General features: G+C 51.1%; 19 protein-coding genes. 11 read left to right on the plus strand and 8 right to left on the minus strand.

Features of this window, described 5'->3' with window-relative positions:
* The first annotated feature begins 189 nt into the window (after positions 1 to 189).
* Positions 190 to 2,178, plus strand: coding sequence for a transketolase (gene tkt / locus EL309_RS02965; protein ID WP_040669502.1), 1,989 nt, complete (start codon positions 190 to 192; stop codon positions 2,176 to 2,178).
* A gap of 50 nt (positions 2,179 to 2,228) precedes the next feature.
* Here the strand turns inward: tkt and EL309_RS02970 are convergent, their stop codons facing one another.
* From EL309_RS02970 to nirK, 7 genes are all read right to left on the minus strand, one after another.
* On the minus strand, positions 2,229 to 2,843 hold the full coding sequence (locus tag EL309_RS02970) for a ubiquinone biosynthesis accessory factor UbiJ (RefSeq protein WP_050793663.1): 615 nt from the start codon (positions 2,841 to 2,843) through the stop codon (positions 2,229 to 2,231).
* A 31-nt stretch (positions 2,844 to 2,874) separates the two neighbouring features.
* A complete protein-coding gene (locus EL309_RS02975; protein ID WP_372512980.1) occupies positions 2,875 to 3,651 on the minus strand; it encodes an NAD-dependent epimerase/dehydratase family protein in 777 nt (258 codons plus the stop codon).
* A gap of 3 nt (positions 3,652 to 3,654) precedes the next feature.
* Entirely contained in the window at positions 3,655 to 4,260 is a 606-nt protein-coding gene (locus tag EL309_RS02980; protein WP_004282842.1) for an LOG family protein, read from the minus strand.
* A gap of 37 nt (positions 4,261 to 4,297) precedes the next feature.
* The gene (gene pheA, locus EL309_RS02985) at positions 4,298 to 5,380 is read right to left on the minus strand and encodes a prephenate dehydratase (protein ID WP_004282841.1); all 1,083 of its coding nucleotides are present in this window, start codon (positions 5,378 to 5,380) and stop codon (positions 4,298 to 4,300) included.
* A gap of 137 nt (positions 5,381 to 5,517) precedes the next feature.
* Positions 5,518 to 6,750, minus strand: coding sequence for a multidrug effflux MFS transporter (locus EL309_RS02990; RefSeq protein ID WP_231987901.1), 1,233 nt, complete (start codon positions 6,748 to 6,750; stop codon positions 5,518 to 5,520).
* Between the two features lie 186 nt (positions 6,751 to 6,936).
* The gene (locus tag EL309_RS02995) at positions 6,937 to 7,686 is read right to left on the minus strand and encodes a formylglycine-generating enzyme family protein (protein ID WP_004282839.1); all 750 of its coding nucleotides are present in this window, start codon (positions 7,684 to 7,686) and stop codon (positions 6,937 to 6,939) included.
* 143 nt (positions 7,687 to 7,829) lie between these two features.
* Positions 7,830 to 9,320, minus strand: coding sequence for a copper-containing nitrite reductase (gene nirK, locus EL309_RS03000; protein WP_004282838.1), 1,491 nt, complete (start codon positions 9,318 to 9,320; stop codon positions 7,830 to 7,832).
* A gap of 363 nt (positions 9,321 to 9,683) precedes the next feature.
* Here nirK and EL309_RS03005 point away from each other — a divergent pair, with 363 nt between their 5' ends.
* On the plus strand, positions 9,684 to 11,921 hold the full coding sequence (locus EL309_RS03005) for a nitric-oxide reductase large subunit (protein WP_004282837.1): 2,238 nt from the start codon (positions 9,684 to 9,686) through the stop codon (positions 11,919 to 11,921).
* 77 nt (positions 11,922 to 11,998) lie between these two features.
* Here EL309_RS03005 and EL309_RS03010 read toward each other — a convergent pair whose 3' ends face one another.
* Complete coding sequence (locus EL309_RS03010) at positions 11,999 to 13,390, minus strand: nucleobase:cation symporter-2 family protein (protein ID WP_004282836.1); 1,392 nt, start codon at positions 13,388 to 13,390, stop codon at positions 11,999 to 12,001.
* Between the two features lie 238 nt (positions 13,391 to 13,628).
* Here EL309_RS03010 and dapA point away from each other — a divergent pair, with 238 nt between their 5' ends.
* The 9 genes from dapA (at position 13,629) to EL309_RS03055 (ending at position 21,892) form a co-directional block, all read left to right on the plus strand.
* Positions 13,629 to 14,504, plus strand: a complete 876-nt coding sequence (gene dapA / locus EL309_RS03015) for a 4-hydroxy-tetrahydrodipicolinate synthase (RefSeq protein ID WP_004282834.1) — start codon at positions 13,629 to 13,631, stop codon at positions 14,502 to 14,504.
* Between the two features lie 14 nt (positions 14,505 to 14,518).
* A complete protein-coding gene (gene bamC / locus EL309_RS03020; RefSeq protein WP_004282833.1) occupies positions 14,519 to 15,643 on the plus strand; it encodes an outer membrane protein assembly factor BamC in 1,125 nt (374 codons plus the stop codon).
* Between the two features lie 450 nt (positions 15,644 to 16,093).
* Positions 16,094 to 16,354 carry an NGO_0222 family membrane protein gene (locus tag EL309_RS03025; protein WP_004282832.1) on the plus strand — a complete coding sequence of 87 codons (261 nt, stop codon included), beginning with the start codon at positions 16,094 to 16,096 and terminating at the stop codon, positions 16,352 to 16,354.
* Positions 16,347 to 16,949 (plus strand): RdgB/HAM1 family non-canonical purine NTP pyrophosphatase, encoded by a 603-nt coding sequence (rdgB, locus tag EL309_RS03030; RefSeq protein ID WP_004282831.1) that lies wholly within the window; start codon positions 16,347 to 16,349, stop codon positions 16,947 to 16,949. Before EL309_RS03025 ends, rdgB begins: the two co-directional genes overlap by 8 nt.
* Before the next feature lie 163 nt (positions 16,950 to 17,112).
* On the plus strand, positions 17,113 to 18,288 hold the full coding sequence (gene hemW, locus EL309_RS03035; protein WP_004282830.1) for a radical SAM family heme chaperone HemW: 1,176 nt from the start codon (positions 17,113 to 17,115) through the stop codon (positions 18,286 to 18,288).
* Between the two features lie 189 nt (positions 18,289 to 18,477).
* Positions 18,478 to 19,104: a tellurite resistance TerB family protein gene (locus tag EL309_RS03040; protein ID WP_004282829.1), complete on the plus strand. Its 627-nt coding sequence runs from the start codon at positions 18,478 to 18,480 to the stop codon at positions 19,102 to 19,104.
* A 107-nt stretch (positions 19,105 to 19,211) separates the two neighbouring features.
* Complete coding sequence (locus EL309_RS03045; protein WP_004282828.1) at positions 19,212 to 19,601, plus strand: RidA family protein; 390 nt, start codon at positions 19,212 to 19,214, stop codon at positions 19,599 to 19,601.
* 61 nt (positions 19,602 to 19,662) lie between these two features.
* Positions 19,663 to 20,493 (plus strand): symmetrical bis(5'-nucleosyl)-tetraphosphatase, encoded by an 831-nt coding sequence (locus EL309_RS03050; RefSeq protein WP_004285709.1) that lies wholly within the window; start codon positions 19,663 to 19,665, stop codon positions 20,491 to 20,493.
* 235 nt (positions 20,494 to 20,728) lie between these two features.
* Complete coding sequence (locus tag EL309_RS03055; protein ID WP_004282825.1) at positions 20,729 to 21,892, plus strand: NAD(P)H-dependent flavin oxidoreductase; 1,164 nt, start codon at positions 20,729 to 20,731, stop codon at positions 21,890 to 21,892.
* The last annotated feature ends 104 nt before the right edge of the window (positions 21,893 to 21,996 follow it).

A 21,996-nucleotide genomic window follows, 5' to 3' on the forward strand; every position in this document is an offset into this window, starting at 1 on the left:
AAAGGCCGTCTGAAAAACGGCTGTCTTTTTTCAGACGGCCTCACCCGAAACAGGAATTGTAAACGATTGCACATACCAACCATACCCCTGACGGACACAAAGCCGTTTCCGCCCCTGCCCTTGAAAGGCCGTCTGAAAAAACGGATAATTCCAACCTATTTCACAACCCAACCAAAAAGGCATTGCAACATGGCTTCCCAACTGGCAAACGCTATCCGTTTCCTCTCCGCAGACGCAGTACAAAAAGCCAATTCCGGCCACCCCGGCGCACCGATGGGCATGGCGGACATGGCAGAAGTATTGTGGCGCAGTTTTCTGAACCACAATCCGGCCAACCCGAAATTCTACAACCGCGACCGCTTCATTCTTTCCAACGGTCACGCTTCCATGCTGATTTACAGCCTGCTGCACCTGACAGGCTACAACGTCTCCATTGAAGATCTGAAAAACTTCCGCCAATTCCACAGCAAAACCCCCGGCCACCCCGAATACGGCTACACCGACGGCGTGGAAACCACCACCGGCCCGTTGGGGCAAGGCATTGCCAACGCAGTCGGCATGGCGTTGGCCGAAAAAATCCTCGCCGCCGAATTCAATAAAGACGGCCTTGATATCGTCGACCACCACACCTACGTATTCATGGGCGACGGCTGCCTGATGGAAGGCGTATCGCACGAAGCCTGCTCGCTGGCCGGCACTTTGGGCTTGGGCAAACTGATCGTGCTCTACGACGACAACAATATCTCCATCGACGGCAAAGTCGACGGCTGGTTTACCGAAAACATCCCGCAACGCTTCGAAAGCTACGGCTGGCATGTGGTGCCGAACGTAAACGGCCACGACACCGCCGCCATTCAGACGGCCATCGAAGCAGCCAAAGCCGAAACCGGCAAACCTTCCATCATCTGCTGCAAAACCCTGATCGGCAAAGGCGCGGCCACCAAAGAAGGCAGCCACAAAACCCACGGCGCACCGTTGGGAGCCGAAGAAATCGAAGCCACCCGCAAACATTTGGGCTGGAACCACGGCCCGTTTGAAATCCCGCAAGACATTTACGACGCGTGGAACGCCAAAGAAAAAGGCGCAAAACTCGAAGCCGAATGGAACGAGAAATTCGCCCGCTATCAGGAAAAATTCCCCGCCGAAGCCGCCGAGTTCGTGCGCCGCATGGACAACAAACTGCCGGAAAACTTCGATGCCTATGTTCAGACGGCCTTAAAAGAAGTGTGCGGTAAAGCCGAAAAAATCGCCACCCGCAAAGCCAGCCAAAACAGCATTGAAATTCTCGCCAAAGTCTTGCCCGAATTTGTCGGCGGTTCTGCCGACCTGACCCCGTCGAATCTGACGGATTGGTCAAACAGCAAAGCCGTCAGCAAAAACAGCGGCGGCAACTATATCCATTACGGTGTGCGCGAATTCGGCATGGCCGCCGTCATGAACGGCATGACCCTGCACGGCGGCGTAAAACCCTTCGGCGCCACCTTCCTGATGTTCAGCGAATACGCCCGCAACGCCCTGCGCATGGCTTCATTGATGAAAATCAACCCGATTTTCGTGTTTACCCACGACTCCATCGGCCTCGGCGAAGACGGCCCGACGCACCAACCCATCGAACAAACCGCCACCCTGCGCCTGATTCCGAATATGGACGTATGGCGTCCTTGCGACACCGCCGAATCACTGGTGGCATGGGCGGAAGCCGCCAAAGCCGCCGACCATCCGAGCTGTCTGATTTTCAGCCGCCAAAACCTGCCTTTTATCCCGCGCAACCAAGCCCAGTTGGATAACATCAAACGCGGCGGCTATGTCATCAGTGAAGCCGAAAACGGCCAAGCCCAAGCCGTGGTGATTGCCACCGGTTCCGAAGTCGAGCTGGCTTTGAACGCGCAAAAAGCATTGGCCGAACAAGGCATTGCCGTAAACGTCGTTTCCATGCCTTCCACCAACGTATTCGACCGGCAAGATGCCGCCTACCAAGCTGCCGTCTTGCCTGCGTCTCTGCCCAAAGTGGCGGTGGAAGCCGGTGTATCCGACGGTTGGTATAAATATGTAGGCTTAAACGGCAAAGTGATCGGCCTGAACCGCTTCGGCGAATCTGCTCCGGCCGAGCAGCTGTTCGAACATTTCGGCTTTACTGTCGATAATGTGGTAAACACCGTGAAATCTGTTTTGGCATAACCGCCTGAAAGCAAAAGGCCGTCTGAATTTTCAGACGGCCTTTTTTATATTTATTCCCGTTCACAAACACCGCAATTGACTGCTGTATGTTGAGTTATGAATTGATTGCGGCGTTCCAGTTTATTCAAACGCGCTTCCAATCGGGCAACATCATCGCGAAGCTGTTCGACGCCGTTGCGCCAACTCTCGAAAGTTTCTTTGCCGACGACGGGCGATTCCGGCTCTTGGGCGAAACTGCCGAGCTGCCCGGCCAAACCCCGGCCGATTTGTTTCAACGTCTGCCCCAACCGCTCCGCACGTGACGATACGCTGCCGGCTACGGCATCGCCGAACAGACGGCTCAAATCATCGTTGGCGTAATAACGCAGCTGTCCGACCAACGGCAGCACGGCCATGCCCAATGCGGTATCGCCGTTAACGGCGACATCACCGACACCGGGCTTTTGTCCGCTTAAGATTTTCTGCACGGCAGACGGACGGAACACGATTTCCGTTTCCGCCTGCCCGTCGAAATCCTGCAAAAAACCTTGCCGGTCAAACACGCCTTTAACGCGCAGGCCCGACGCTTCCAGCTGCAGGCTTCTGCCTGCAAACTCAGCCAAATCGGCCTGAATCTCGGTGTTTTGCTGTATCACATGGTTTAACAGCGGAAGCATTGCTGACATAGTTTTCTTTCCTGATGACGCCGCAAAAGCATCATGCCAAAACATTCAAAAAATCGTCGAAGGCCGTCTGAACCACTTTGCCGCCTCGGACATCAGCCATATCGAAGTCTGCCTCCGGCAAGCCCAGCTTTAAGGCTTCGGCACGGTAAAATTCGTGTTTGGGCGGATGTTGCGCTTCAACGATATTGCGGATACGGATGCCGTTTGGTCCGTTTACGGCCTGATACAGTGCGGCAACGGCACGGCCTTGATGTAAAACATTAACCGGCTGGTGCGCGCCGCCGTTTTGCTGCCGCTTAAGCAGACTGTTTAAAGGGTGCCGCTCTGCGGAATACAATCCGCCCAAACGCAAAATATCGATATTGGCCATGCCGCTGTTTAAAAACAGCTGCTCGGCGGCGGCGACTTTTTGCGAAGATGCAGTTTGCGGATTCAACGGACTGCGTTCATCGCAAATGCGCGCTTCACCGCCATACACGCCTATGCTGCTGCCGTATACGATATGCGCCACGCCGCACTGTTTGGCTGCGGTTATCCATTCTGTCAATACGCTTAGATAATCCGCAACGGCAGACGGCGGCAGCAAACAGATCCAAACCGGCTTGTCTGCCCAATGGTTCAAACAGGCCGTCTGAAATTGGCCGCTTTGATTCAAATCGACCGCATCCAGCCGTATCGGCAGATTCACGTCGTCCGAAGTGATGTTGCGTTTCACCGCCGCCACCTCGCGGCCGCTTTCAAACAGCTTCTCCGCCAACGGCCTACCCAAATAACCCATGCCTAAAATGGCGCAACCGTGTCGATTCATGTTTCAGACGGCCTCTTTCTCTTCTGCCAACAACCAAGCAGGTTTGTTCCATTTCGGCACATCGATAAAACGGTATGCCGCCATGCGCTCGAGCAATGCGCGCGGATCGTCGGCCTCGCACAGCAAATTCAAATTTTCAGACGGCATAAAGCCTGCTTCAACCGTCTGCTTCATCATCGCCAGCAAAGGATCGAAAAAACCGCCGATATTCAAAATACCGACAGGCTTGCTATGCAGCCTCAGCTGCGCCGACGACAATACTTCAAACAGCTCTTCATACGTTCCCAAACCGCCGGGCATGGCGATAAATGCATCCGCCAGCTCGATCATTTTATTGCGGCGGCTCGACATATCCGGCATTTCAACCAGCTCGGTCAACCCTCGGTGCGCCACTTCTTTCTCGCGTAAAAAAGTCGGAATCACGCCGACCACTTCGCCGCCGCCGGCCAATACCGCATCGGCAACCGTTCCCATCAGACCGATTTTTCCACCGCCGTACACCAAACGGCTGCCCCTTTCAGCCAATACGCCGCCCAAGTCTTGAGCCGCTTCGAAATACGCCCGTGTGTTTCCCAAATTGGAACCGCAATAAACCGCTATGTTTTTCATATTTAACTATTCTTACTGTTTCGAGTTCCACCAATGGTTAAAGTACGGCGTTCGGATAAGAGCCGATGATTTTCACAAAAGAAGCGCGCTCGCCCAACTCTTGTAAGGCCGTCTGAACTTTTGCGTCCTCGGCATGGCCTTCGATGTCGATAAAAAACAGATAGTCCCACAGGCCGGATTTGCTCGGTCGGCTTTCGAATTTGGTCATGGAAATACCCTGTTCGGTAAACGGTTTCAGCAGCGCGTTCATGGCACCGGCTTTGTTGGGCGTGGATACGACCAAAGACGTTTTGTCGCGGCTGGTGCTGGCGGTTTCCTGATGCCCCAACACCAAAAAGCGCGTGGTATTGTTCGGTTCGTCTTCGATATTGTCGGCCAACTTGATCAAGCCGTAGATTTCCGCAGCGGTTTGCCCTGCGATGGCGGCAACCGAGCCGTCTTGCGCTTCCGCCGCCAAACGTGCGGCTTCGGCATTGCTGGAAACGGAAATACGCACCGCATCGGGCAAATGGCGGTTCAACCACTCATGACATTGCGCCAATGCCTGTGCATGGGCATATACTTTGCCGATACTGTTTTTGTCTGCCGCCTGTTTGGACAATAAATGATGATGGATACGCAACACCACTTCGCCGCAGGCTTTCAACGGCGATACCGACAACAAATCCAGCGTTCTGCCGACCGAGCCTTCGGTCGAGTTTTCAACCGGCGCCACCACATAATCGGCTTGACGCGCTTCCACCATACGGAAACATTCGTCTATGGTCGTGCAGGCCAGCGTATGGGCGGCATGGCCGAAATGCTTGATGGCCGCCTGCTGTGTAAACGTGCCTTGCGGGCCGAGATAAGCAATGGTGAGCGGGCGCTCCACCGCCAAACATTCGCTCATGATTTCGCGGAACAGTCTGGCAACCGATTCGTCGGGCAGCGGCCCTTGGTTCAAATTCTGGATACGCTGCAACACTGCCGCTTCGCGCTCGGGACGGTATACCACGCCGGTTCCCTTCAATTCCCCGATCGCACGCGCGTGCCCGGCGCGTTGGTTTAACAGCTGCAGAATCTGGGCGTCAATTTCATCAATCGCACGACGGTGCGGCAGCAACTTATCATCGGCAGACATAGTTTTCCTTTATTCTCATTTCATCCGGATATAACGGTATGGATTTTAACATTATTGAGGCCGTCTGAAATCACGTTTTCAGACGGCCTCAAGGCTTCTTCGGCATAATCTGCCGTTTTTTCAGGCGGCCTCAGACACTATTGCGGAACAGATCCGTTTTTATGGCTATTCCATGTTTTACCCGAAAAGAACAACAGCAAAATAATGCCGCTCACCGTCGAGGCCAACATCATGCCCGACATCACATTTGCCGTACCGTTGTGCAACCAAGTCGTCAACATCCCCACAGATGCGCCGATAACCGACTGGCATACGCCCAACACCGCATTGGCACTGCCGCCCTCGCGTCGGAAATACATCATAAAACACGCCTGTGTGTTTGCGGTTACCAAACCCTGCGTCCCCACCGAAGTCATCACGCATGCCACCAGCAAAGCCAGCGGCGGAAGCTGCCAAATCAATACCGACGCATACATCAGCATATTGGCCGCCAACTGTACGCCGACGCCCCACTTCAAAATATCCTGAGCATCGCTGCCGGTTTTCAAACGCCAAGCCGTAATGCGGTTAAACAGCGCCATCATCACGATATTCAAGCCGAATATCCAAGCATAGGTATGCGCCGACACGCCGTACAGTTCCATATAAACGAACGAAGATTCGGTAATAAAAGCAAACATCGAAGAAAAACTGAATGCTTGGAAAAACAGATAACCCAATGCCGGTTTGGTAGTCAAAACACGGTAATAACGCTCACCGACATTGCGGAAAATACGGCTGTCGATTTTATCCGTCTGCACCGGCTTGGCCAAAAAACGGAACAGCAAAATCCAAACCGCCGCGCCATAAACCGCCAAAAACACAAAAATCGAACGCCAACCGCCCAAACTCTGCAAAGCCGCCCCGACCACCGGCCCGATCAAAGGCGCAACCATCATAATGATACCGATGAGGGCAAACATCTGCGCCGCTTTACGGCCTTCGTAATAATCGCGTACGGTCGCACCGACAATCACCACCGTCATTCCGCCGCCAAAGGCCTGCACCAAACGCAGAAACAGCAGCTGTTCGGCCGTCTGAATCAAAGTCAAACCGATTACGGCGGCTATATAAACCGCCAAGCCGGTCAAACCGACAATCCGCCGCCCTTTCAAATCGGAAATCGAACCGCCGACAATCTGCCCGAAAGCCACACCGAACAGAAACGTACTCAAACTCTGCTCGATCCGGTGGATATCGGCATTTAACGCGGCCGACATAGAAGGAATTGCAGGCAGATAAGTGTCCACAGAAAACGGCATAATCGCCACCAGCATGGCAAGCAAAACCGCCATCTGTTTATCGCTGAGTGATGAGGGAGGTGTGTGCATAAAAGCTTTCCAAACGGCAAACCGCCCTATTCGGGGCGGTTTTTATAATATATTAACGAGCCGATTATACGCTTGTTTTTACTCGCAATCAAAACAGCACGGCAGAAAAAAAACGGCGATACTGTAAAGTATCGCCCAAGCTGCTTTGTTCTAAGTAGACAACCTCAGAGGAAACTGAAACAAATATTATTTGGCACAGCGGAAGCCCAAATTATTCAGGACAAATCTGGCCTGAAGGCTGGTTCGGATGCCATAGCGCATAAACGCTGCATAATCACTCGGATCGGCCGAACCTGTTGCCGCACCACTGCAAAACATATTGTTGCCGGTATCGTTGGAAGTTAGCAGGCTGCTGTTAAAATCTTCAGTCCACTCCCAAATCAAACCGTGCATATCGTGAATGCCCCAATAGTTGGCACTCCCTTGCGCCACATTCCGCAGACCCCGGCTGCTGCCTTCTGCATACCAGTCCAAAATAGCGCGGTTATAGCCTTTTTCGGCAGTACCGTTTTTCTGCGTTGCCGAAGCCTGTCCGGCAAATTCCCATTCGTCGATGGTCGGCAGGCGTTTGCCCTGTGCCGAACAGTAAGCATTGGCGGCAAACCAGGAAACATTGGTTACCGGTTTTTTCAAATCCGCGGCTTTCGGCGCAAAGCCTTTACCTTCTTTCACCCAATGGCGCAGATAGCCTTGCTCGGCCTGACGGGTTTTGACCGCCCCACGCTGCCATTGCGGATTTTTGCTTACAAATTCGGCAAAATCGGCATTGGTTACCGGCAGTTTGTCGAGTTTGTAAGGCTTAACCGAAATCATCGGCGTATCTTTTTTCAGATACAGAGGACGGTACAAACCGCCACTGATTGCAGCCATGTCGGATGCCGCCGCTATACAGCAAGGCAACGCCAGCAATAAGGCCAACTGCTTTTTCGCTTTCATCTGTATCCTCCTGCGTTTTTTCAGACGGCCTTTATCAAGGCTGATTATGTGTGCCCGAGAGGCCATCTGAAAAAATTATTATGCTTGGTTGATATTTAAGGCCGTCTGAAAACCACACTGCTTTTTTCAGACGGCCTCTCCGATTATTTACCGCGTTCTTTGGCAACGTCTGCTGCGGTAATCTGACCGCCGTTGTTGCCGAAGCTGTTCAGAATGTAAGTCAGAACATTGGCAGTATCTTCATCGTTCAGGGCGATTGAAGGCATTACGCTGTTGTATTCTTTACCGTTAACCGTAATCTTGCCGCTCACACCTTTCAAGATTGCATGAATACCGCGTTTCGGGTCTTTCAGCAGATAGTCGGATTGCGCCAGCGGAGGGAATGCACCTTCCACACCCTTACCTTCTGCACCGTGACAAGCCAAGCAGTTGGAATCGTAAACAGTTTTACCTAATTTGATTTGATCGTCTTTGCTTGCCGCTTTAGCAGGACCGGCTTCTACTTTGGCTTTTTCTTCTTCCGTCAACGGAACGGTTTGGATTGCACCACCTTCAGGTTGGTAAATCGTATCGCTGATCTTACCGGAGTAAATTTCTTTATTCTCCGGGCCTTCCACTTTCAACTGACCCAACGCACCTTTGTTAAACGCACGGAAGATAGAGTGGTCAACCAAAGTAAAACTACCCGGAACATCCAGCTTGAAGTCTACAATTGCAGCACCACCGGCAGGAATCAACGTAGTTTGGATATTTTCGTTAATCAGTTTACCGCCTTCAACATAAACCTTGTCGAAGATTTCGCCGATAACGTGGAAAGACGATACCAAGTTCGGGCCGCCGTTACCGACAAACATACGCACGGTTTCGCCTACTTTGGCTTTCAGGGCGTTGTCACCGGCAATCGCACCTACGTGACCGTTAAATACCACATAATCAGGCTGTTCTTTAATGGCTTTTTCCATATCAAACGGTTGCAAGCCCGGCTCGCCGTATTTGCCTTTGGTATAGAAGTCACCTTGAACCACGTAGAATTCTTTATCCACTTTCGGCAAACCTTCTTTAGGCTCAACCAAGATCAAACCGTACATACCGTTGGCAATGTGCATACCCACAGGTGCAGTCGCGCAGTGATAGATGTACAGACCCGGCTGCAACGCTTTAAAGCTGAACGTAGAAGTGTGACCCGGAGCCGTAAAGGTTGCTTCAGCACCGCCACCCGGGCCGGTTACCGCATGGAAGTCCACGTTGTGCGGAACAGTCGAGTCAGCACGGTTGGAGAATTGCACTTCAACTTGGTCGCCTTCGCGTACACGGATCATCTGACCCGGAACTTGTCCGCCGAACGTCCAATATTTATAGTCCACGCCGTCAGCCATTTTCATGACTTTTTCTACCACTTCCATCTTCACAACTACTTTGGCAGGATAGTCGCGGTCGATAGGAGGAGGCGCTTCCGGAGCGTGCGTCATAACCGCATCGACAACAGGCAGCTCGCCTTGTGTTTCTTGTGTAGCAGCTGTTTGCTCGCTAGCAGCAGGAGCAGGCGTATCAGCCGCTTTTTCCGCTGCCTGTTGTCCGCAGGCAGCCAGAGCAAATATAGAGGTAATCAATGCAGCTAAAGTATGGCGTTTCATGGTTGTTCCCTTTTTTACTGTAAGCCGGCAATTCCGGCCGATTTCACATTTTCGTTGGATTCATTATCTTTTAAGAGGTACATACATTCTTTGACCTAAATCAATAAATTCATAAAATATGAATCTTAAAAGAACAAAAACACTCTAAATCATACCTAATCATAAAATAAAAAATGGTTTATTAATATAAAATCGTTAAATACAGAGTAAAAACCCCAGTTTATTGCAATTTAAAAATAAAAACCGTTATCAAATACACACAAAAATTAATATACCCATTTTATTTTTACCGTGCTACAATTCTTAACATTCATATTTTATGAATTTTTTAAGACACATTCTCACTTCCTAAAGGAGTTCAAAATGGGACAGTATAAAAAGCTGTGGTTCATGCTTCTGGCTGTGCTGCTGACCACCTTCACTATCCTGGGCTATATGGGTAGCGAAGTTTATAAAAAAGCACCGCCCTATCCGGAAAAGTTCGTTACCTCTTCCGGAGAAACCTTTATCAGTAAAGACGACATCCTTGCCGGTCAAACGGCTTGGCAAACCACAGGCGGTATGGAAGTCGGCTCTATTCTCGGACACGGTGCGTATCAGGCACCGGACTGGACGGCCGATTGGCTGCACCGCGAATTGGTGGCTTGGTTGGACATCACCGCCCAACAAGAGCACGGCAAAAAGTTTGATGAGCTGAATCATGAGCAACAAGCCGTGTTAAAAGCACGTTTGTCAGACGAGTACCGTGAAAAAGGCCGCGTCCGCGACGACGGCACGGTATTGTTGAGCGACACACGCGTCAAAGCCATCGAAGCCGTTGCCCCCTACTACATTACCCTGTACGGCGACGATCCTTCCATGGTAACCACACGCGAACACTTCGCAATGAAAAACAATACCTTGCCAAGTGAAGAAGCACGCAAGAAATTAACCAATTTCTTCTTTTGGACCGCATGGTCGGCTTCTGCCAACCGTCCGGGCGAAACCTTTACCTATACCAACAACTGGCCGCACGAACCTTTGATTAACAATGTTCCGACAACGGAAAACTATGTTTGGTCGTTTACAAGTATCGTGCTGTTGCTGGCAGGTATCGGTTTGCTGATGTGGGGCTACTCTTTCTTGACCAAACATGAAGAAGTCCAAGCGCCTACCGAAGATCCGCTGTCCAAATTCCAGCTCACGCCTTCGCAAAAAGCTTTGGGTAAATATGTCTTCTTAACTGTGGCGCTGTTTGTCGCACAAGTTCTGCTGGGCGGCGTAACTGCACACTACACGGTTGAAGGCCAGCATTTCTACGGCATCAATATTTCCGACTGGTTCCCGTATGCCTTGGTGCGTACATGGCACATCCAATCTGCCATCTTCTGGATTGCCACCGGTTTCCTGACTGCCGGTTTGTTCCTCGCCCCGATTGTCAACGGCGGAAAAGATCCGAAATTCCAACGTGCCGGCGTGAACTTCCTCTACATCGCCTTGTTTATCGTAGTTGTCGGCTCTTACGGCGGTAACTTCCTGGCCTTGTCTCACGCCATCCCGAGCCATCTGAATTTCTGGTTCGGCCATCAAGGCTACGAATATCTGGACTTAGGCCGTTTCTGGCAGATTCTGCTGATGGTAGGTCTGTTGTTGTGGCTGTTCCTGATGTTGCGCTGCACCGTCAACGCATTTAAAGAAAAAGGAACGGATAAAAACCTGTTGGCCATCTTTGTGGCTTCTATGGTCGGTGTCGGCGTATTCTATGCTCCCGGTCTGTTCTACGGCGAACATTCGCCGATTGCCGTAATGGAATACTGGCGCTGGTGGGTGGTACACCTGTGGGTAGAAGGCTTCTTCGAAGTATTTGCCACCGCTTCCTTTGCCTTCATCTTCTACAACATGGGCTTTATCCGCCGTACAACGGCAACCGCCGCAACCCTTGCTTCTGCTGCCATCTTTATGTTGGGCGGCGTACCCGGCACGCTGCACCACCTGTACTTTACAGGTACGACCTCTGCAGCTATGGCCATCGGTGCTTGTTTCTCTGCACTGGAAGTTGTACCGCTGATCCTGCTCGGCCGTGAAGCTTACGAACACTGGTCTTACCAAAATGCCGCACCTTGGGCGAAACGTCTACGCTGGCCGCTGATGTGCTTCGTAGCCGTTGCATTCTGGAACATGGTTGGTGCCGGCGTATTCGGCTTCATGATCAACCCGCCGATTTCCCTGTTCTACATCCAAGGTTTGAACACCACCGCGGTACACGCACACGCAGCCTTGTTCGGCGTATACGGTTTCTTGGCACTGGGCTTCGTTCTGCTGGTGGCCGGATACCTGAAACCACAAGCCCAATTTGACGAAAAACTGATGACTTGGGCATTTTGGCTGCTCAACGGCGGCTTGGCTGGCATGATTGTCATGAGCTTGCTGCCTGTCGGCATTATCCAAACTTACGCCAGCATCACTCACGGTTTATGGTATGCCCGCAGCGAAGAATTTATGCAGATTGAAATTTTGGATACCCTGCGCTGGATCCGCACTGCAGCAGACTTAGTCTTCATCGGCGGTGCAGTCTGCATCGCATGGCAAGCAACCAAAATGGTATTCAGCCGTAACAAATAACAGATACCCTAACCTCTCTTCACAAGCATAAAAAGAGGCCGTCTGAAATTTTCAGACGGCCTCTTCCGTTTTAACACTTAAATATCCAAATCATCACTCAAATAAACCTTTTCACTATGGTCGGCAGGCATAATCAGATTCATCACCAGCGCAGCCACACCACCCATACAGATCGGATTTTGGAACAACTCTTTCAAAGGCAGCAAAGCAAACACTTCAGGCTTGAAACTCACTCCCAAACCCAAACCAATCGCGGTCGCAGCAATAATCGTTTCACGGCGGTTAATACCGTTGGTCATCATAATGCGCACACCGGCCACCGTAATCATACCGAACATCAGCACCATCGCACCGCCCAGTACCGGACTCGGAATCGTGGTAAATGCACGCCCTACCACAGGAAACAAACCCAACAACACCAAAATCACCGCAATATATTTACCTACATGACGAGAAGCCACGCCCGTCATCTGAATCACACCGTTATTTTGTGCAAAAGTCGTCAACGGCAGCGATCCCAAAGCCGTCGCAATCACCGACACCAAACCGTCGGCAAACACACCGCCACGCAAGCGTTTCTGAAATTCATCACCTTCATAAGGTTCGCCCGACACCATTGCCGTTGCCGTCAAATCACCCACCGCCTCGAAAATACTCAGCAGATAAACCAAACCGGCCACCAAAAAAGGAACAAACTGAAAATCAAAACCGTATTTAAACGGAACCGGCATCGTCATCACCGGCAGATTTTCCAAAACCGAAAAATCCACCATACCCAAAAACAGCGCCACCACATAACCCGACACCATACCGACTGCAATCCCGCTCATACGCAGCAACGGATTTTTCAGAGTATTGAAAAACAGCACCACAGCCAACACAAAAGCCGCCAAACCGATATTCTGCCAAGAACCGAACGAACCGTTGCCCAATGCCGCAAAACCGCCGCCGAATTCCGTAATCGCCACACCGATCAGACTCAAACCGATCATCATCACCACCACACCGCTCACTGTCGGCGTAATCACTTTTTTCAAATAAGGCAGCAACCAAGCCGAACCTGCCACCAAAAACGCACCGACAAACCCGATACCCATCAGCGCCGACAACATCGCATGCTCGTCCATACCATGCTCTTTCATGCCTGCGCCCAAAGCAATCATCACGCCGACAAAAGAAAAGTTTACCGACTGGATAGACAACATCCCCGAACCCACCGGTCCGAAGCGGTTGACTTGCAGATACGTCCCGATACCCGATGCCACCATTGCCATCGAAACCAGATAAGCCGTCATTTCCGCAGGCAGCTTCAATGCACCGCCCACAATCAGCGCAGGCGTAATCATCGGCACAAAAATCGCCAACAAATGCGTTACCGCACTCAACAACGCATTAACAAAAGGAGGTTTATCCTCCAAACGGTAGACCAAATCAGGCATATCGCCGGTTTTACGGACAGGAGTTGCCATATTCTTAAATCCTTTTAATATTAAATACCAACAAAAAGCTAAAATTTGTAAACCCGGATTGTATACAATTTAACCGAACCCCTCAATTTCCCCAAACACTTTAATATTTCCATAATATTTCCATTACAACTTTTAAAAACAAAGGCCGTCTGAAAAACAATCACCATTTCACACAGCGGATAAAGTAAGCTACAATCGCAATCATTTAGATGTTTCGAGAGAATATAAAGGTTTTATCATGTTACAAGGCAGCTTAGTTGCACTCGTTACGCCTATGCATCAAGACGGCAGCGTAAACTACGGACAACTCAAAAACCTCATCGACTGGCATATCGAAAACGGAACCGACGGCATCGTAGCAGTCGGCACCACAGGCGAAAGCGCCACCTTATCGGTTGAAGAACATCTCGCCGTTATCGAAGCAGCAGTAAAATACGTCGGCAAACGCGTACCCCTTATCGCCGGTACCGGTGCCAACAACACCCGCGAAGCCATCGAGCTTTCCAAAGCTGCCGAAGCCTTGGGCGCAGACTACACGCTGTCAGTCGTACCCTACTACAACAAACCCTCCCAAGAAGGTATCTACCGGCATTTCAAAGCGATTGCCGAAGCCACCACCATCCCGATGATCATCTACAACGTACCGGGACGTACCGTGGTTAACATGAGCAACGACACCATTCTGCGGTTAGCCGAAATTCCCAATATCGTCGGCGTTAAAGAAGCCAGCGGCGACATCGGACGCGAAATCGACCTGATCAACCGCGCACCCGAAGGATTTGCCGTGTACTCCGGCGACGATCCCACAGGCCTCGCATTTATGCTGTGCGGCGGACACGGCGTGATTACCGTTGCCGCCAATGTTGCGCCCAAACTGTTTGCCGATATGTGCCGCGCCGCTTTGGCCGGCGACCTTGCTAAAGCACGCGAACTCAATAAAGCCCTGATTCCCGTTTACGACGTCATGTTTTGCGAACCCAGCCCTGCCGCACCGAAATGGGCACTATCGGTCTTGGACCAATGCGACGCGCATGTACGCCTTCCCATCATCGAATTGTCAGAAAACGGCCAAGCCCAAGTACGCCAAGCATTGGCCGCAGCCAATCTGATTTAATACAGGAAATCAAAATGAAACGTATCCATCCAATCGTATTAACCCTGGCTGCCGTAGGTTTGGCTGCCTGCTCGACCGGAAAAAGCGAGCAACCCAAACTGGATTACCAAACCCAAAACCGTAAAATCGTCAACTTGGAAGTACCGCCGGACTTAACCAATCCCAATCAGGGCAATCTCTACCAAGTGCCGGCAGGCAACGGAGCAGTCCGCGCCAGCGACATTATGCGCACACCTAAAGTACAGAAACCTGCCGACCAAGCCGTCTTAAAAAACGTTAAAGGCGTGCATCTGGAGCGCGACGGCAGCCAACGCTGGTTGGTAGTCGAAGGCAAACAACCTGCCGAATTATGGCCGCTGCTCAAAGCCTTCTGGCAGGAAAGCGGCTTCGACATCAAATCCGAAGAACCCGCCATCGGCCAAATGGAAACCGAATGGGCGCAAAACCGTGCAAAAATCCCTCAAGACGGCTTGAGAAGCCTGTTTGAAAAAGTCGGTCTCGGCGGTATTTACTCAACCAGCGAACGCGATAAGTTCATCATCCGTATCGAACAAGGCAAAAACGGTTCGACTGACGTATTCTTTGCCCATAAAGGCATGAAAGAAATTTATGCCGATAAAAACAAAGACACCACCATGTGGCAGCCTCGTCCGAACGATCCCAATCTCGAAGCCGCATTCTTGGCGCGCTTCATGCAATATTTGGGCGTTGACGCCAAACAAGCCGAAAAAGCCGTCGGTAACAGCCTAAGCAGTAAAAACAGTGCCAACGAATTGGCCAAACTGGAAAACCATACCGTTTTAGTCAGCGGTGATTATGAGCGCAACTGGCGCCGTACTGCCTTGGCACTGGACCGCATCGGCCTGACCGTATTGGGTCAAAACACCGAACGCCATGCATTCCTGGTTCAAATCGCACCACAGGAAAGCGAATCGGTAACCAACACCAAACCCGGCCTGCTGAAACGCTGGTTCGGCAAAGCCAAGGAAAACGCAGCGGCTGCTCCGCAAGAAATGATTGTTTACGCCGAGCCGGTACAAAACGGCATGCGCCTGCATCTGTTAAACAAAGACGGCAGTGCTTACAAAGGCAATGACGCTTCGTCTTGGCTGAACCGCCTGCATATGGAGTTGCGCTGATTCCACCCATCCCCTGCATACCGCAGGGGATTTTTTATTACCGATAAACTTTTTGTTTTGTTGCGAACGGGCACCCCATCATCCGCAGCCTGCACCCCAAGCCCGCAAGCATCCGTTTATCGTCTATACCACCCTTTACCTTCCCTTAAGTTTAGAGGCCGTCTGAAAATTTTCAGACGGCCTGATTCTTCACAACATCAAAAAACTTTCTCCTTTTACCTACAACACCGAGTCTTCCGTCTTCCTCCAACACACAGCCATACCATCATTTATGACCGATATTGCCCGCTTCACCATCCACTCCCAGGCCGTCTGAAAATTTCAGACGGCCTATTTTCCCATCCCGGTAAAATTGACTTTTAATTCTCCGTCCCGTGCAATGTTCCGCTTTTATCAAAAGTGCTTTTGTTTGCTATATAATACCGCTTTCTTTTTTATATCAACGGCATCATGAGCAAACGTAAACTTTATCTGCTGGGCATTGCTTTTTCCACCCTGCTGTTCATCAGCCTGGTTATGGCCGGCAGTTATCTGATTTCTATCGGCAGCAAACAATTCGGCATCGCCTGCTTTCTGTTTGCTTTCGGCGCCGTATTTGTCCAAATCGCTTTTTTAGCCCTATACATCCGCCTGATTGTCTATCAAAAAGCCATGAAAGAACTGGCCGCACAGCAACAAAACAGCAATAAGGAAAAACCGAATCATGTTTGAGCGTATCGTTCTGGCCAGTGGCAATCAAGGAAAATTGCGTGAGTTTTCAAAGCTTTTTGCAGAATACAATATCCAAATCCAACCGCAATCCGATTTCAACGTTCCCGAATGCCCCGAACCGCACTGCACTTTTGTTGAAAATGCGATTGCCAAAGCCCGTCATGCCGCCAAGCACAGCGGTTTGCCGGCTTTAGCCGACGATTCCGGCATTTGCGCCGAGGCTTTAAACGGCGCACCCGGCGTATTATCCGCGCGTTTTGCCGGAGACAACCCGAAATCCGATGCTGCCAACAATACCAAGCTGTCTGCCGAGCTGGCGGATAAAAGCAACAAACGCTGCTATTACGTCTGCATTTTAGTTTTGGTACGCCACGAGCATGATCCTCAACCCATCATTGCCGAAGGTATTTGGCACGGCACATGGCAGGCGCAGCCTTCGGGTGGCAACGGCTTCGGCTACGACCCTCATTTTTATTTGGCTGATCAAGGCTGTACAGCCGCAGAGCTTGATCCCGAAACCAAAAACCGCCTCAGCCACCGCGGTTTGGCATTGCAAGAATTAATGAAAAAAATCCGGCAATCCTTCTCCGAGTAAACCGTATCCGACCGTGTGTCATTTCCATCTTACAACGGTACCGGTCTTATTCTCCGTCATATAAACCGCTTCCGATTATCCTTTATTATGCAGACGGCCAAACCAATACCGCCTCTTAACGCCACAATCCCTGAGGCCGTCTGAAAAACAATCCGTAAATACCATGTCTGAAATCAGCTTTTCCCGTCCGGGCCAACTTTCCGCCCTCCCGCCCCTATCGCTTTACATCCATATTCCGTGGTGTATCCGAAAATGCCCTTATTGCGATTTTAATTCACACCAAGCAAAATCAGAGTTAAATGAACAGGCCTATATCGAGGCGCTGCTTGCCGACCTGCAATCCGAGCTGCCTTATGTATGGGGGCGGCCCGTAGAAACGGTTTTTATCGGCGGAGGCACGCCCAGCCTGTTTCAAGCCGAATCCATCGACAAACTGCTCAGCGGCATCCGCGCCCTAATCAAAATCCAACCGCAAGCAGAAATCACGCTGGAAGCCAATCCCGGCACTTTTGAAAAAGAAAAATTCAAAGGCTTCAAAGAAGCCGGCATCAACCGACTTTCAATCGGCGTACAAAGCTTCAATAACCAAGCCCTGCAAAAACTCGGCCGCGTCCACAATGCCGAAGAAGCCCTGACCGCCATCGAAACCGCACTGAATCTGTTTGACAAAGTCAATATCGACTTGATGTATGCCCTGCCCGGTCAAACCGTTCAGACGGCCTATGCAGACATCCGTACTGCCATTGAAACCGGTGCCAAACACATCAGCGCCTACCACCTGACAATGGAACCGAACACGCCGTTCGGGCATACGCCTCCGCCCGGATTACCGCAAGACGAAGCCGCTATCGATATCGAAGAAACCGTCCACCAAGCTTTGGCCGAAGCCGGTTTCCGACACTACGAAACTTCAGCTTTCGCCCAGGCCGGCCATGAATGCCGCCACAATATCAACTATTGGCAGTTCGGCGACTACATCGGCATCGGCGCCGGAGCACACGGCAAGATTTCCTATCCGACACACATAGAACGCACCACCCGCCGCCGCCATCCCAACGATTACCTGCAGGCTATGGCTTCGCAATCGGACAAGGCTATCGAACGCCATTCCATTGCAGCCGAAGACCTTGCTTTTGAATTTATGATGAATGCCCTGCGGCTCAGCGACGGCGTACCCTCCTCCTGGCTTCAAGAACGCACCGGCATCAACCCGGCAAGCCTGTCCGCCCAAATTCGCGAAGCACAAACCCAAGGCCTGCTCGATCACGACCCCGCTGCATTCAGGCCGTCTGAAAAAGGCAGAAGGTTTCTCAACAACCTTTTACAGTGTTTTCTGTAATGAACCCAAAGCTGCCTACCCGCAGCTTTTTTTGTCCGCACAAAAATCAAAACGGCCGGGAATAACCGTTTATCAACAAAACCACGCAATTTTTGACACTTTATTTACCAAACAGCCTATTGGCAGTTACCATTGCCGCCACCATATCAACCTACCCCACATATCAACCAAGATAGGAATGGCAACATCATGAATTGGAACAATCTGCTCAACCAAGTCCTCAACACCGTTCAAAACAAACAAGGCCACCACCGCAGCCGCCAAAGCAATCCGCTCGGCAGTTTGGGAGGCAGCGCATTGGCAGCCGGTTTGGCCGGTATGTTTATGAAAAAGAAAAACACCAAATCGCTGGTTAAAATCGGCTCGATGGCCGCCATCGGCATGTTGGCCTACAAAGCCTATCAAAATTGGCAAAGCAGTAATCAAAATGTCACAATTCCGGCGCAAAATACCTTCGAGCCGACCGGCATGATTGCAGAAGACCAAAGCCGTATCATCTTGCGCGCCATGATTGCCGCCGCCGCTTCAGACGGCCTTATCGATGATGCGGAAAAACAAATCATTCTGCAGGAAAGCAGCAACGATCCCCAAGCCCAACAGTGGCTTGAAACCGAATTGAACCATCCGGCCACACCGCAGGCTTTGGCACAAGCCGTTAACGGCAACGCCGCACTTGCCGCCGAAGTGTATCTGGCGGCACGCATCGTCTGCGCAGACTTGGACCGCAAAGAAATCATCTTCCTTGCCCAACTCGCCCAAGCCCTGAATCTGGACAATACCTTGGTGGATCACTTGGAACAGCAGGCCGGTTTCTAATGGCGGCACACCGGTGTTTCGCCATTTATGCCCAAACGGCATATAGCCAGACACCGGTGTTTATACGATAATACTGTCCCGATTTTTTACCCGAACAGGAAAAAGATATGTCCAAAACCATTATTCACACCGACAAAGCCCCTGCGGCCATCGGCGCATACAGCCAAGCCGTCCGCGCAGGCAACACCGTTTACATGAGCGGCCAAATCCCCTTGGATCCTGCCACCATGACCATCGTAGGCGAAGGCGACTTCCGTGCCGAAACCCACCAAGTTTTCAAAAACCTGAAAGCCGTTGCCGAAGCTGCCGGCGGCAGCTTGAACGACATCGTCAAAGTTAACGCCTACCTGACCGACTTAGGCAACTTCGCCATCTTCAACGAAGTCATGGCCGAATACTTCGCCCAACCTTTCCCCGCACGTGCCGCCGTCGGCGTTGCCGCACTGCCCAAAGGCGTACAGGTTGAAGCCGAAGCCGTATTAATATTAAACGATTAATTGATAACTCAGTTTTTCAGACGGCCTCCTCTCAACAAGGCCGTCTGAAACGGACACACACATGGCACATTACGCAATCGGCGACGTTCAAGGCTGTTTCGACGAATTGTCCGCCTTATTACAAAAATTAGATTTCAACCATGGCACCGATACATTGTGGCTGACCGGAGACATCGTCAACCGCGGCCCCAAATCACTGGAAACCCTCCAATTCGTCATGGCACACGAAAGCAGTATCCAAACCGTCTTGGGCAATCATGACCTGCACCTGCTTGCCGTATCCTACGGATTCGGCAAAATCAAACGCAACGATACCATCCAATCCATCCTGCTTCACGACGACAGACAAAAAATGCTGGATTGGCTGGCACACCGCCCTTTACTGATCCGCAACGACACCCATACTCTGGTTCACGCCGGACTTCTGCCGCAATGGAGCGTCAACAAAGCCGCCGGACTGGCCGAAGAAGTCGAATGCGAGCTGACCGGCCCGCGCACACGCAAATATTTTGCCAATATGTACGGCGATAAACCGACTTCATGGAGCAACAAGCTCGAAGGCTACGACCGCCTGCGCATGATTACCAACGTATTTACCCGTATGCGCGCACTCAATGCCAAAAACGAATTGAACTACGACTTCAAATCCGGATTGGCCGATATGCCCGGCAAACTGCGCGCTTGGTTTGAAGCCCCGAAGCGCGAAAACCTCGACACCAAAATCGTTTTCGGACATTGGTCGGCACTCGGCTACCAAAACCGCAACAACATTATTGCGCTGGATACCGGCGCATTATGGGGCGGCTCGCTGACCGCCATCAACTTGGATACGGAAGAAGTAACGCAAGTCAAATCCCTAAACGGATTCGCATTGGACTGGAAAAAAGCCTAACCGTCCGATTTTCATATAACATCAAAACCACAGGCCGTCTGAATTTTCAGACGGCCTCATTCATTCCAAGCTGACACACCAGCCTGACGGATACGGCAAACAAACTGATGTTTGATATAACACAGCAAACCGCACAATAAAATTTGTACAAAAACTCTAAAACAAATTTTTTAGAGTATAATGCCTAAAATTTTTCACATCCGCGATACCACTCCGAAACATCAGAGGAATTGCTATGCAAAATGAATTTAATCCATTGATTATCCGTGGAAAATCACTCATTCCCATTGTACAGGGCGGCATGGGTGTCGGCATTTCCGCCTCCAAACTTTCCAGCGCCGTTGCCCGCCAAAACGGCATCGGCACCATCGCCAGCGTCGATTTACGCCACTTGCACGAAGACTTGCTAACCGAATCCCAAATCAATCCGACCGAAGAAAAATATGCCAAACTGAACCATATCGCTTTGGATAGGGAAATTCAGACGGCCAAAGCAGCTGCCGACGGCAAAGGCATGATTGCCGTCAACGTGATGAAAGCCGTTAAAGACCATCAGGCATTGGTTCGCCAAGCCTGCGAATCGGGAGCAGACGCAATCGTAATGGGCGCTGGTCTGCCGCTGGATTTGCCCGAAATGACCGAAGGCTACCCCGATGTCGCCCTGTTGCCGATTTTGTCCGAATCACGCGGCATCGGCATTGTTTTAAAGCGTTGGATGAAAAAAGGCGTGCTGCCCGACGCCATCGTTATAGAACATCCGGCACATGCCGCCGGGCATTTGGGTTCGGCAACCGTCGAGGGCGTCAACGATTCAAAATTCGAGTTTAAACGGGTTATCGAAGAAACTTTCGAGCTGTTTAAAAAACTGGATTTGGAAAAAGAAAAAATTCCGCTGATTTTGGCCGGCGGCATGGCAAATTTTGAAAAAGTCACCACCGCTCTGAAAGATTGGGGTGCTTCAGCCGTTCAAATCGGTACCGCTTTCGCCGTTACCGAAGAAAGCGACGCCCACATCAACTTCAAAAAAACCCTGGCCGGTGCGGAATCCGAACAAATCGTCGAATTCATGTCGGTGGCCGGCCTGCCCGCACGCGGCGTACGCACCAAATTTTTGGACAGCTACATCAAACGCGAAGCCAAGCTGCAGGCTAATGCCAAAGCCGACCCGCGCCGCTGCACCCAAGGTATCAATTGTCTGTCCGTATGCGGACTGCGCGACGGCTTGGAAAAAGTCGGACAATTCTGCATCGATATCCAGCTTGCCGCGGCATTACGCGGAGAAGTCGACAAAGGGCTGTTTTTCCGAGGCAAAGATCCGCTGCCGTTCGGCAAAGCCATACGCAGCGTACAGGAAACCATCCAATATCTGCTATACGGACATCATCCGGAGCGGGCCTAAGCAATACAAAAAACGATATATCCGATAAAGACAAGGCCGTCTGAAATTTTCAGACGGCCTCAATCATCATCAAACCAATCTTATATTAACCAAAGACTGGAATC

Source organism: Neisseria weaveri, assembly GCF_900638685.1.
GTDB classification, from domain to species: Bacteria; Pseudomonadota; Gammaproteobacteria; order Burkholderiales; family Neisseriaceae; genus Neisseria; species Neisseria weaveri.